The sequence below is a fragment of the Grimontia sp. NTOU-MAR1 genome (genome assembly GCF_035758505.1).
In the GTDB taxonomy this organism is placed as follows: Bacteria; Pseudomonadota; Gammaproteobacteria; order Enterobacterales; family Vibrionaceae; genus Enterovibrio; species Enterovibrio marinus.
Genome location: NZ_CP142109.1, coordinates 1,136,664 through 1,149,159 on the forward strand (window position 1 = coordinate 1,136,664; position 12,496 = coordinate 1,149,159).

Sequence of the window (12,496 nt, forward strand, 5' to 3'; positions counted from 1 at the left end):
CATCTATAATTTTGAAAGGTTAAATGATGAGGCATCCAAGATGAATACATGGAAAGAACAAGAAGTTTCCGAGTTTTGTGTTGAAGTGTCGTCCAAGAGAACGGTTGGAGCGGTCGGCGCTGAGTATGAAAGAACAGGCAGCGGTAAAGACTGGCAGCAGTGCATGAGACTGTCATTTGAGGGTTTCAATAATACTCGCATATTGTCGTTAGACGATATTTGGCGTGACTTGATTGAGAACAAGAAAACCAAGTTCTCAGGAGAGGTTCTAGCGCTGGAAACCATTGTTAAATTTGGCGATACCATGCAGCTGGAAACCCCTTACAAGGTCGAAATACAAGTCACTCATTAGTCTCGTTCGTAGTGTGAAAGGACAAATATGAATATTTAATGACGAGGTTATCTAGACAACTTGATTGACCTATCTAGATAACCTCTCTAGCCCCCGTCATTCCACGCCCTAGAACGTTTTATACCTCTTTCCCCTCCAATTTAACGTCAATCTCTCTGACACTATTCCGTTATAAAAACGACACAAATAGGCCACACGATAGGGACATCACATAACGAGGTTCCCTGAAACATGGATAGTATTATCGAAGTGAATGGTTTGACGAAAACGTTTGGAAAGAACAAAGCGCTCGATCAGATCAACCTCAAAATTCAACATAAAGAAATGACAGCGCTGCTTGGGCCTTCGGGGTCAGGAAAATCCACGCTGCTTCGACATCTCAGCGGATTGGTCTTTTCAGACAAAACACTGCAGGGGCAGATTCGGGTACTTGGTAAAACTGTGCAGAGTCAGGGGCGGGCTTCTGGTGAGGTTCGTGATTGTCGGGCTCAAGCCGGCTACATCTTCCAGCAGTTCAACTTGGTAAATCGCCTGTCAGTCATGACTAATGTACTGATTGGTGCTCTTAACTACACGCCATTCTGGCGCACGATCACTGGTAACTTCACCAAGCAACAGAAAGCAGAAGCAATGGCCGCACTAGAGCGTGTTGGCATGCAAGACTTCGCTCATCAGCGCGTTTCTACGCTGTCGGGCGGACAGCAACAGCGTGTCGCCATTGCCCGTGCACTCATGCAAAAAGCCCGCATCATTTTTGCCGACGAGCCTATTGCTTCTCTGGATCCAGAGTCTTCACGCATCGTGATGGAGCTACTCAGCGACATCAACCAGCGTGAGGGTATCCCTGTGATCGTTACGCTTCACCAGGTTGATCACGCCCTTAAATACTGTCAGCACGTTGTGGCATTACGCGACGGAAAAATCTTCTATCAAGGCGAAAGTGCGGCGATCGATAAGCTGGCCCTCGCCGAACTCTATGGCAGTAAATCAGAAATGAATTTGGAAGTCGGTGTGGAAGAGCAACCGACTTCTTTGGGAAGAGCGCCACTTTCTCTAATCAGTTAAACCGTTAACACACAAAGGACGACGAAGATGTTACGAGTACTACGCACAATCACCTGTGGACTTAGCATGCTGGCTGCGGCAGTTACTGCGCCAGTTTCTGCAGATGAAAAAATGGACACCCTGAACTTCGGTATTATTTCTACGGAATCTCAGCAAAACCTCAAATCCGTTTGGGACCCGTTCCTGGACGACATGAGCAAAAAACTGGGTATGGAAGTGAAAGCCTACTTTGCGCCTGACTACGCGGGAATCATTCAGGGCATGCGTTTTGACAAAGTTGACGTTGCATGGTTTGGCAACAAATCCGCGATGGAAGCGGTCGACCGTTCTGGCGGTGAAATCTTCGCGCAAACTGTCGATTCAGAAGGTAATCCGGGCTACTGGAGCCTTTTGGTGGTCCACAAAGATAGCCCAATCAATAGCGTTGAAGACATGATTGCAAGCCGCAATAAGTTGGCTTTTGGTAACGGTGATCCTAACTCTACTTCTGGCTTCTTGGTGCCTTCTTACTATGTGTTCGCGAAGAACAACATCCAGCCAAGTGACTTCAAACGTACGCTCAACTCAAGCCACGAAGTAAACCTGTTCGCGGTTGCTAACAAGCAAGTGGATGTGGCGACCAACAACACTGAAAATATGCGTCGCTTCGAGCGCACCAATCCTGAAAAATTCAAAAACATTAAAGTGATTTGGCAATCGCCACTCATCCCTTCTGACCCAATCGTGTGGCGTAAGAACCTTCCAGATAACGTGAAACAAGACATCTACAGCTTCTTCATGAACTACGGCACAACGGGCGACGCACAGGAAGTGGCGATTCTGAAAGGTCTCGACTGGGCACCGTTCAAGCCATCAAGCGACCTACAACTGCTGCCTATTCGTCAACTGGCGCTTTACAAGCAGCTGAATGGCCTGAGCAACCAAGACAAGCTCTCTGATAAGCAAGCCGCAGAGCTGACTAAAATCAAGAGTTCCCTGGCAGCACTAAATCGCCAAATGAGTGCTTTGGAAGCCATGGAATAAAGGTTCAACAGAGCCGGAGTTCTCTCCGGCTCTTCTTATTAACTCGGTTATTTGTAGCCTGATGGAATTCTAAAATGAGCAGTAATACCGCCGTTTTAACCGCGCCACAAACTTCTAACTGGAAACGCTTTGTTGGCATGTTGATTGTGGCTATCGTGCTTGCCTGGTCATGGCAAGGTTCTGAGATGAATCCAGCACAACTCATTAAAGATGCTGGAAATATGGCAGAGCTGGGGTCTGATTTTTTCCCGCCGGATTTCACACATTGGAAGCTTTATGTCGATGAAACCCTGATCACCATTCAAATCGCTATCTGGGGCACCGTGCTCTCTGTCCTTCTTTCGATTCCTTTCGGACTACTTTGCGCAGAAAACATTGTGCCTTGGTGGGTTTATCAGCCAATGCGCCGTTTGATGGATGCTGCGCGAGCCATAAACGAAATGGTTTTCGCGATGTTATTCGTCGTTGCTGTCGGTCTGGGGCCATTCGCTGGTGTATTGGCGTTGTTTGTTCACACCACGGGCGTGCTCGCCAAGCTGTTTTCTGAAGCAGTCGAAGCGATTGATATCGGCCCTGTCGAAGGCGTTCGGGCTACCGGAGCAAACAAGATTGAGGAAGTGATGTACGGGGTGTTACCTCAAGTATTGCCACTTTGGATTTCGTTCACCTTGTACCGGTTCGAATCAAATGTCCGCTCAGCCACCGTGGTCGGCATGGTTGGTGCGGGTGGCATTGGTGTGTTGCTATGGGAAGCGATTCGCGGATTCCAGTTCCAACAGACCGCCGCCATCATGCTGATCGTGATTGTGACTGTCAGTCTTATCGACTTCGCGTCCCAGCACATCCGCAAGATGTTCATCTGAAGGACGGACTTTTTATTTCACCCTACTTGTCTAGATAACCCATAAGCGCAGTGGAATAAAGAAGGATAAAGCATGCGAGTTTATTTAGATATCGCCAGACATCTTGAACAGGAAGTTCGCAGCCATTTTCAGGCGGGGGATTACCTGCCGCCTGAATCCAAGCTGGCAAAGAAGTATGACGTGAACCGCCACACGGTGAGACGTGCGATTGATGAACTGGTATTTACTGGCCTCATTGAGCGCCAGCAGGGTCGGGGCAACATGGTGGTCAGTCAACCTTATGACTATCCGCTTCACGCCGGTGCCCACTTTACGGACAACTTGATGGAACAGGGCAGTTTGCCGACCAGTCAAGTGATCAGCAGGGGACTGGTGGCTGCAAACGAGAAAATTGCAGGCATGTTTGGTGTCGGGCAGGAATCGCAAATCATCAAACTTCGCACCCTCCGCAAGATAAACGGCATACCAGCGAGCGTGATTGATCACTATCTTGCTGATCTGGAATGGTGGCCAGCAGTGAAGCACTTCGAAGTGGGTTCGCTGCACGCTTTTCTCAAAGATAAGTTGGATGTACACCTCACTCGTAAAAGTACTCGGCTCAGAGCCATGATGCCGAAAAAGACCGATTGTCGTTTGCTTCAACTGTCGGGCAAGACACCCATCATGGTGTTTAAAACCACCAACGTAATAACAGGAACTGACCGGATTGTGGAGTTTTCATCATCCCATACTCGTTCTGATCTGGTCGAGATTGTTTTGGAGCACTGAATGGAACAGGAACAGCAAACACCGCGCCAGCGCTGGATGTCAGTCCTCGCCAGAGCGGATGCCAATGCGCTGATAACGCACTGGGAAAAACTCGCACTCGACCCGCAATACCAGTTGGTTCGCGCACCTGAACTGGGGTTGGCTCAGGTACGCGCCCGAATGGGCGGTACAGGCAACGCTTTCAATATGGGCGATGTCACCATCACCCGTGCTGTGGTTCGACTGGGTAGTGGCGAGCTGGGTTACAGCTATGTCACTGGAAGAAACAAACAGCATGCAGAACTCGCTGCTGTAGTGGATGCATTGATGCAAACCCCAGCACATGATGCGCTGCAGCAAGCCCTGATATCGCCGCTCGCCGCAGAAAAAGCAGAACAGGAGCAGTTGCGGGCAAGGGAAGTGGCGACCAGTAAAGTCGACTTTTTCACCATGGTGAGAGGAGAGGACGAATGAGCAAGATAACAGCGAGTTTTGAGTCACCCGTGCATGATGCACAGCAGGTCTTCCGAGAGTTAATGGAGGCGATGTCCCACCCCGGGAAACAGGTTTCATTGGACTACACCGCTCAGTTTGGAACAACTAGCCGCGCAGCGACTCAGGTATTACTGACGTTGGCCGACAACGCAACCAGCCTGTGGCTATCAGAACGCTTCAATGCAGATGAAACTTTGGTTGAAAACATCCGTTTTCACTGTGGCGCACCGCTCTCTGGTCAGAAGTGCGAGTCCGCTTTTGCGCTTGCCAGAGGCAGTGAACTGGAAGACTTTGAAGGTTTCAATGTTGGTAGCGAACACTATCCGGACAGAAGCACCACGTTGATTATTGAGGTGGACAGCCTGAAGGAAGGTGATGTGCTGGTGCTGGCCGGCCCCGGTATTCAGTCGACAACAAAAATGAGAGTGAAGGGTTTGAACCCGCTGCTGCTTCTGGCTTTGGTAACAAAACGCAGCCACTTCCCCCATGGTGTGGACATTCTGTTTACATCCGGCTCCGACATTATTGCATTGCCTCGCTCGACAGAGGTGACGCTGGAAATTCAGGAGGTCACATGTATGTAGCTGTAAAAGGCGGTGAGAAAGCCATCGCTGCTGCTCATGAATTGCAGGACAAAAAACGCAGGGGCTCTTTTTCGCAAGCCGCTCTGAATGTCAAACAAATAGCCGAACAACTGGCTGGCGCGACAGATCGTGTGATGACCGAAGGTGGCATCTATGACAAAGAACTTGCGGCGTTGGCTATCAAACAAGCTGGCGGTGACTTGGTGGAAGCTATCTTCCTGCTTCGCGCCTATCGCACTACTTTGCCTCGGCTGGCGGTGACGGAACCTGCGAATACCGAAACGATGAAAATCGAGCGTCGTATCTCTGCAACTTATAAAGATTTGCCGGGTGGACAGGTACTCGGGCCAACTTATGACTACACCCATCGATTGCTTGATTTTGCTTTGTTGGCAGAAGGTGGAGAAAGTAGCGAACCCGCCAAACTCAGTGATATCAATGAGGTGGCGCATTGCCCAAGGGTGATGAGTATTCTGGAAAACCTCGACCTGACGGTGACTGAGGAAGATAACGGTGCAGCGCCGGATGATATCACCATGGAGCCACCGACATTCCCGGCAAACCGAAGTGCAAGGTTGCAGCAACTTGCGCGTAGTGATGAGGGATTTTTGCTGGCGTTGGGATATTCCACCCAGCGTGGTTACGGGCGCAATCACCCGTTTGCCAGCGAAATCCGCTCTGGCAAAGTCACGCTTGAAGTCGTTCCTGAAGAATTAGGCTTTGCCATTGAAATTGGCGATATCGAAATGACCGAATGCCAGATGATCAATGGTTTCACTGGCAGTAAAAAGCATAAAGCGAAATTCACAAGGGGTTACGGCGTCACGTTTGGTTTTTCTGAGCGTAAAGCGATGTCTATGGCGTTGGTAGATAGAGCGTTGCAATGTGGCGAATATGACGAAGTGCAACAAGGCCCTGCTCAGGATGAAGAGTTTGTGTTAGCGCACGGCGACAACGTTGAAGCCGCGGGTTTTGTCAGCCACCTGAAGTTGCCGCACTACGTGGACTTTCAGGCTGAGCTCGAACTTATCCGCAAGCTTCAAAAAGAATTTGATGGCCGCGACGCATCCGGCGAAGGAGAAGCGCTATGACTACGCAAGCCGTTCAAAGTGGTTATAACTTCGGTTATCTCGATGAACAAACCAAACGCATGATTCGACGTACCCTGCTAAAAGCCATTGCGATTCCCGGTTATCAGGTGCCGTTTGGTGGCCGCGAAATGCCCATGCCTTATGGCTGGGGCACAGGCGGTATTCAAATCACCGCTGCCATTATTGGTGAGCCTGATGTGCTTAAAGTGATTGACCAAGGGGCTGACGACACCACAAACGCGGTTTCCATCCGCCACTTCTTTGAAAAGGTTGCCGGCGTTGAAACTACTGAGCGCACTGAGCAGGCTACGCTGATTCAGACCCGCCACCGCATTCCAGAAAAAAAACTGAACGAAGGTCAGATACTGGTGTATCAGGTGCCGATCCCTGAGCCATTGCGTTTTATTGAACCGCGTGAGACGGAAACACGCAAAATGCATGGTCTGGAAGAATATGGCGTGATGCATGTGAAGCTCTACGAGGACATCGCGCGCTATGGTCATATCTCGACCGCATACGCCTACCCAGTGCGGGTTAATGGTCGCTACATCATGGATCCTTCGCCTATTCCGAAATTCGATAACCCCAAGATGGATCAAATGCCCGCGCTGCAACTCTTTGGCGCTGGGCGTGAAAAGCGTATTTACGCCATTCCTCCCTATACCGATGTGAAGAGTCTGGATTTCGACGATCACCCCTTTGAAATTCAGCAATGGGGTGAGCCTTGCTGCATCTGTGGTTCAACAACCAGCTTTCTGGATGAAGTAGTAACGGATGATAAAGGCAACCGAATTTTCGTGTGTTCTGATACCGATTATTGCAATGACCAGCAGTCAAAAAATGCTCTGAAAAAGGAGCAAGAGGAGAAGCGCGCGTGTCAGTAACAGAGTTAGGTCGCGAGCACGCGACGATGCAAGCAACGGATTTACAGCCACTTTTGGAAGTAGAAAGCCTCACCAAGCTTTATCAGCCAGGCAAGGGGTGTCAGAACATCTCTTTTGCTATATGGCCAGGCGAAGTGCTGGGTATTGTGGGTGAGTCAGGCTCTGGAAAAAGCACCTTGTTACGTGTGCTTTCAGGTCGTGAAACGCCAGATTGTGGCGCAGTGAATTACCAGTTTGAAGATGGCTCTCAAGCGAGCCTCTATGCGCTTTCTGAAAGTGAACGCCGTCGATTACTGCGCACCGATTGGGGAGTGGTTCATCAGCATCCGATGGATGGATTACGCCCGCGGGTTTCTGCTGGTGGCAACATCGGCGAACGACTGATGGCAGTAGGAAACCGACATTACGGCGATATTCGGGAGCAAGCATTGGACTGGCTTTCTCAGGTGGAGATTCCTAAAGACCGAATCGACGACATGCCAATCACTTTCTCCGGCGGTATGCAGCAAAGACTGCAAATTGCCCGCAATCTGGTGACGAATCCGAGACTCATCTTTATGGATGAACCGACAGGTGGGCTTGATGTTTCTGTGCAGGCAAGGCTGCTGGATTTGATTCGAAATCTCGTTACGGACTTAGGGCTGTCTGTGGTCATCGTAACCCATGATTTGGCTGTCGCGAGATTACTGGCTCACCGATTGGTGGTGATGAAAGAGAGTCGAATTGTCGAAACCGGGCTGACCGATCAGGTGCTCGACGATCCGCAACATCCTTACACACAGTTGCTCGTATCATCCGTCTTGCAGGGGTAGGGAAGACCATGACAAACACAATCATGTTAAGCGTGTCGAATGTCAGTAAGACTTTCGTTCTTCACAATCAAGGCAGTGCGAAGCTCTCCGTGCTTGCCGACTCTAGCTTCTCTGTCGACAAAGGGGAATGCGTTGTACTGCTGGGTCGTTCGGGTGCAGGGAAGAGTACTTTACTCCGCGCGCTATATGCGAATTACCTTGTCGATAACGGCGAAATTAAGGTACGACACCAAAATACAACGCAAGGCGAGCATTGGGTGGATATTGCCAGTGCGCTGCCCCGCGACGTTCTGGATGTTCGCAAAAACACCTTAGGTTGGGTGAGCCAGTTTCTGCGTGTTATTCCCCGCATCAGTGCACTGGATGTGGTGGCACAGCCTTTGTTGGAACGAGGGGAATGCAAGGAGACTTCACGGCAAAAGGCTGGTGCTTTGTTGAAGCGACTCAACGTGCCCGAACACCTTTGGCATTTGGCACCTGCCACATTTTCTGGTGGTGAACAGCAACGAGTGAATATTGCACGTGGCTTTATCGTTGAATCACCGATTCTGTTGCTGGATGAACCGACGGCATCACTGGATGAGAAGAACCGTGATGTCGTGATTGAACTCATTCTGGAAGCCAAGCAACGGGGTGCCGCCATCGTTGGCATATTTCACGACGAATACGTCCGCCAGCAAGTGGCAGATAAGTTCTACGACATTTCAACCTCGACATTGAAATCGGCCTAAGGGAAGGAAGCGACAATGATCATTACCAATGTTCAACTGGTGTTGGAAGACGAAGTCGTTAATGGCTCGTTAGAAGTTGAGAACGGCATTATTCGCGCCATGTCTGATTCGCCCAGCTATCAGCCAGGAGCAGTAGATGGCAATCAGGGATGGTTGATGCCGGGGCTAATTGAGCTGCATACCGACAATCTGGAAAAGTACTTCACGCCGCGACCAAAGGTTAGCTGGCCGGCATTTTCGGCCATGGCAGCGCATGATGCGCAACTTATCGGAGCCGGTATCACAACGGTCCTGGATGCGATTGCAGTCGGTGATGTGCGCGATGGTGGCCATCGTCAGGATAACCTCGACAAGATGATCAATACCATTGTCCAAAGTGGCGAAAGAGGTTTGAATCGCGCTGAGCATTTCGTTCATATCCGTTGTGAGTTGCCCCACGAGACGACGGTTGATTTAGCTAAGCTTTATCTCGACTTGGATCAGACCCATATGGTGTCCCTGATGGACCACTCTCCGGGTCAGCGCCAGTTCGTGAATCTCACCAAGTATTACGAATACTATCAGGGTAAATACAATCTCAATGACGAGGAAATGGCCGCATTCGAACAGGACCAGCGTGAAAAGTCTGCGATATGGTCAGACCTAAACCGACGAGCGATTGCGAGCCTTTGCCATGACAGAAATATCCCTCTTGCAAGCCATGACGATGCGACCCGTGCCCATGTGGAAGAATCCCGTGCATTGGGACTGGTGTTGGCGGAATTCCCTACCACTATTGAAGCGGCGCAACGCTCCCACGAACTTGGTCTGAAAGTCATGATGGGAGCGCCCAACGTGGTTCGTGGTGGCTCGCACTCAGGCAATGTCGCAGCGCATGAGCTGGCGTCGTTGGGCGTGTTAGATGCACTGTCGTCTGATTATTTCCCTGGCAGTTTGTTGGATGCGGTTTTCCGTCTTGCAGATGATGATCGCAATGCGCTGGATCTGCCCTCTGCGACATGTCTGGCGACACGTAACCCTGCGTCCGCGCTTAGCCTTTCAGATCGCGGCATCATTAAAGAGGGCATGCGGGCAGATCTGCTGCTCGTAGAGCGTCATTACGATCAGCCTTATGTGGAGCAGGTCTGGCGTCAAGGACGCCGCGTGTTTTAACCCAAAGGCAGGACAAGAAAATGGCAAAGCTGTTTTATGTGCTTGGTGCTTCTGGGGCGGGGAAGGATTCGCTGATCAATGCCGCCAGAGAGCGCTTCTGCGACAGGCTAATGGTGGCGCATCGTTACATTACACGGCCTGCTTCTGCTGGCAGTGAAAATCATGTTGCCTTGTCAGACGACGAATTTGATCTTCGTATCAAGCAAGAACTGTTTTCCATGCACTGGCGAGCGAACGGACTGCGCTATGGGGTGGGGCGTGAAGTGGAAACTTGGTTGGCGTCGGGCATGGATGTGATGGTGAATGGTTCTCGAGCGTATCTACCCTTCGCCAGAGGGGTATTTGGAGAACAGCTGGAAGTCGTATGGATCTCAGTCAACCCTGATGCACTTAGAGAGCGTCTCGAAGCCCGGGGCAGAGAAAGCGTAGAAGAAATTGCCCAGCGATTGGAACGCGCCATTCACTATGATGCGATGCGCCCGGCCAATGCGATTCATCTCAACAACAGCGGGAAACTTGAAGACACCGTTGCTCAGTTTGCTTGTGAATTAGATATCGCACTGTGCAAAGAAAACGGAGGCAATCACCATGAATAAGCATCACATTGACACAAATCTCACTTTGCATGAAGAAGCAACAATTTGTCGCGATGCTGTGGTAACTGACTCGGTGCTCGGGCGATGGACTGAAGTCGGCGAACGTACATTATTGGAACATGTTGCACTGCAAGACTTCAGCTATATTGGTCCCGACAGTGAAGTGGCGAACACTGACATTGGTAAGTTCACCTCGATTGCTTCAAAGGTTCGGATTAATCCCGGCAACCACGCTTGGTGGCGGCCGACGTTACATCACTTTACCTATCGTCCCGGAAAATATGGAATGGAAGAACTCCATCAGGCCGGCTCAGACAAGGATGCAGAGGTATTCGACTGGCGGGCGGAAAACCGGGTGACGATTGGGAATGATGTCTGGATTGGGCATGGTGTCATCATTCTCCCCGGCGTCAGCGTCGGAGATGGTGCGATCATCGGCGCAGGCAGCGTAGTCACCAAAAATGTGCAAAGCTATACCATTGTGGTTGGTAATCCAGCGAAGATGTTGCGGTCAAGGTTTGAAAATCCAGACACCGCGAGAAAGTTGGAAAGCCTGTGCTGGTGGGATTGGCCGGAAGAGAAAATCAGGCAGTATTTTCCATACTTTCAGAATAGTGCAGAAGCCTTTATCGAGGCAGCAGAGCAACACTACTGACTGTCATCAATTGAAGGGTATAAGGTTGTGTATACACCCAATTATTTTGCGCATGGAAGAACCAATGCTAAGAGTGACCTTGTTAGGAACAGGGGCGGCAGGGGGAGTACCCCTATACGGATGTGAATGTGCCGCATGTCAAAGAGCTAGAGAACACACTGCATTTGAGCGAAAGCCCTGCTCTGCTATGGTGGAGTGGGGTAAAGGCAGTGCACGTCAAAGGTTGTTGATTGATGCTGGCTTGATGGATTTACATGACCGCTTTCCTGCGGGTACCTATCATGGTTTTCTACTGACACATTTCCATGTTGACCATATTCAAGGGCTTTTTCATTTGAGGTGGGGCAATCCTTCACCCATTCCAGTTTGGTGTCCGGATGACGAGCAAGGGTGTGCTGATCTTCTTAAGCACCCTGGCTGCCTGAGATTTTTGCCCGAAATGAATCATGGCGATGTGGTCAATATTAATGGGCTCCGAGTGACGCCACTTCAACTTAATCATTCGCGACCAACGGTTGGGTACTTGCTGGAATATGGGCCGAAAGGTATAGCGTATCTCACTGATACTGACGGGCTGCCCGCTCAAACGCTCGATTTCCTCGCTTCGTTAAATCAACTGGACGCTTTGATTCTGGATTGTTCGTTTCCGCCTGAGCATGAGGGATCAAACCATGGAAACGTTGAAGCGGCAAGCCAGGTTTATGAAAAACTTCAGCCAAAAGAACTCATCATTACCCATATCGGTCATGAGTTGGACTGCTGGCTTATGGAGAACGATATTCCTGATTGGATGGAAATTGGTAGGGAAGGGATGGAAGTATAAGGGCAAATTGTTGCCCTTACGTATTCACACTCTACTCGGAAATGTATGTCTTCCAGTTCTGATAAAGCCACTCAATATCTGAAGAGCATATCAATGACATCGAGCCTCTCAGTTGTTCATCGCTCCAGTTCCACCAGTGCATTTCCAATAGCATTTGAATTTCAGTTTCACTGAAACGGAATTTGATATGTTTTGCGGGGTTGGAGCCAACTACCTCGTAAGGGGCAACATCTTTATACCCAAACGACCGGAAGAGGCAGGATTCAGAACCAATCCAGACATCGTTACCAATCACAGTGCCACCTGAGCGTTAGAAGCCATCTTTGATATCAGCAAAGTTCTCGTTGTCCTGATAGAAAAACGGAAAGGTGCTGATCCAATCTGTTATGTATCCTTGATTACCTGCCACCACAAACACAACGCCTGAGCCTAAGGAATAGAAACTGCCGATGATTAGTTTGTCGACGTCATCGCGACTAGGCAGCAGGTACCGGGTACAGTCATCGAAGCTATGTCGATGGTAATAACCCGAGTAATTGCTGTATTTCCCAACGATGATATTTGGATTGGTAATCTGCACGGCGATGGGCTTGCCGACAAAAGGGGACTCAAAATAGTTCATG

15 protein-coding genes and 1 pseudogene are annotated in these 12,496 nt (G+C 50.0%); 15 read left to right on the forward strand and 1 reads right to left on the reverse strand.

Translation table 11 applies throughout. The features are described 5' to 3' along the window. Window positions 1-40 precede the first annotated feature (40 nt). From VP504_RS23040 to phnP, 15 genes are all read left to right on the forward strand, one after another. A complete protein-coding gene (locus VP504_RS23040; RefSeq protein WP_325894385.1) occupies window positions 41-352 on the forward strand; it encodes a hypothetical protein in 312 nt (103 codons plus the stop codon). Between the two features lie 231 nt (window positions 353-583). After that, complete coding sequence (gene phnC / locus VP504_RS23045; protein WP_325894386.1) at window positions 584-1,417, forward strand: phosphonate ABC transporter ATP-binding protein; 834 nt, start codon at window positions 584-586, stop codon at window positions 1,415-1,417. Between the two features lie 27 nt (window positions 1,418-1,444). Then, on the forward strand, window positions 1,445-2,440 hold the full coding sequence (phnD, locus tag VP504_RS23050; protein ID WP_325894387.1) for a phosphonate ABC transporter substrate-binding protein: 996 nt from the start codon (window positions 1,445-1,447) through the stop codon (window positions 2,438-2,440). A 74-nt stretch (window positions 2,441-2,514) separates the two neighbouring features. Beyond that, window positions 2,515-3,303: a phosphonate ABC transporter, permease protein PhnE gene (gene phnE / locus VP504_RS23055; protein WP_251879988.1), complete on the forward strand. Its 789-nt coding sequence runs from the start codon at window positions 2,515-2,517 to the stop codon at window positions 3,301-3,303. 72 nt (window positions 3,304-3,375) lie between these two features. Continuing rightward, window positions 3,376-4,071: a phosphonate metabolism transcriptional regulator PhnF gene (phnF, locus tag VP504_RS23060; RefSeq protein ID WP_325894388.1), complete on the forward strand. Its 696-nt coding sequence runs from the start codon at window positions 3,376-3,378 to the stop codon at window positions 4,069-4,071. Further along, complete coding sequence (phnG, locus tag VP504_RS23065) at window positions 4,072-4,524, forward strand: phosphonate C-P lyase system protein PhnG (RefSeq protein ID WP_325894389.1); 453 nt, start codon at window positions 4,072-4,074, stop codon at window positions 4,522-4,524. Next, window positions 4,521-5,129: a phosphonate C-P lyase system protein PhnH gene (gene phnH, locus VP504_RS23070; protein WP_325894390.1), complete on the forward strand. Its 609-nt coding sequence runs from the start codon at window positions 4,521-4,523 to the stop codon at window positions 5,127-5,129. The genes phnG and phnH overlap by 4 nt, the downstream gene beginning before the upstream one ends. Beyond that, window positions 5,120-6,220, forward strand: a complete 1,101-nt coding sequence (locus tag VP504_RS23075) for a carbon-phosphorus lyase complex subunit PhnI (RefSeq protein ID WP_325894391.1) — start codon at window positions 5,120-5,122, stop codon at window positions 6,218-6,220. Before phnH ends, VP504_RS23075 begins: the two co-directional genes overlap by 10 nt. Then, window positions 6,217-7,104, forward strand: a complete 888-nt coding sequence (locus tag VP504_RS23080; protein ID WP_325894392.1) for an alpha-D-ribose 1-methylphosphonate 5-phosphate C-P-lyase PhnJ — start codon at window positions 6,217-6,219, stop codon at window positions 7,102-7,104. Before VP504_RS23075 ends, VP504_RS23080 begins: the two co-directional genes overlap by 4 nt. A 26-nt stretch (window positions 7,105-7,130) precedes the next feature. Further along, the gene (gene phnK, locus VP504_RS23085) at window positions 7,131-7,916 is read left to right on the forward strand and encodes a phosphonate C-P lyase system protein PhnK (RefSeq protein WP_325895427.1); all 786 of its coding nucleotides are present in this window, start codon (window positions 7,131-7,133) and stop codon (window positions 7,914-7,916) included. A gap of 8 nt (window positions 7,917-7,924) precedes the next feature. Continuing rightward, window positions 7,925-8,647 (forward strand): phosphonate C-P lyase system protein PhnL, encoded by a 723-nt coding sequence (phnL, locus tag VP504_RS23090; protein ID WP_325894393.1) that lies wholly within the window; start codon window positions 7,925-7,927, stop codon window positions 8,645-8,647. Between the two features lie 15 nt (window positions 8,648-8,662). Further along, window positions 8,663-9,799, forward strand: coding sequence for an alpha-D-ribose 1-methylphosphonate 5-triphosphate diphosphatase (gene phnM, locus VP504_RS23095; protein WP_325894394.1), 1,137 nt, complete (start codon window positions 8,663-8,665; stop codon window positions 9,797-9,799). A gap of 20 nt (window positions 9,800-9,819) precedes the next feature. Continuing rightward, window positions 9,820-10,395, forward strand: coding sequence for a ribose 1,5-bisphosphokinase (phnN, locus tag VP504_RS23100; protein ID WP_325894395.1), 576 nt, complete (start codon window positions 9,820-9,822; stop codon window positions 10,393-10,395). Next, window positions 10,388-11,050 carry a DapH/DapD/GlmU-related protein gene (locus VP504_RS23105; protein ID WP_325894396.1) on the forward strand — a complete coding sequence of 221 codons (663 nt, stop codon included), beginning with the start codon at window positions 10,388-10,390 and terminating at the stop codon, window positions 11,048-11,050. Before phnN ends, VP504_RS23105 begins: the two co-directional genes overlap by 8 nt. Window positions 11,051-11,114: 64 nt before the next feature. Then, window positions 11,115-11,873: a phosphonate metabolism protein PhnP gene (gene phnP / locus VP504_RS23110; RefSeq protein WP_325894397.1), complete on the forward strand. Its 759-nt coding sequence runs from the start codon at window positions 11,115-11,117 to the stop codon at window positions 11,871-11,873. 31 nt (window positions 11,874-11,904) lie between these two features. Here phnP and VP504_RS23115 read toward each other — a convergent pair. Then, window positions 11,905-12,495, reverse strand: a pseudogene (locus VP504_RS23115) (type B chloramphenicol O-acetyltransferase). Window position 12,496 lies beyond the last annotated feature (1 nt).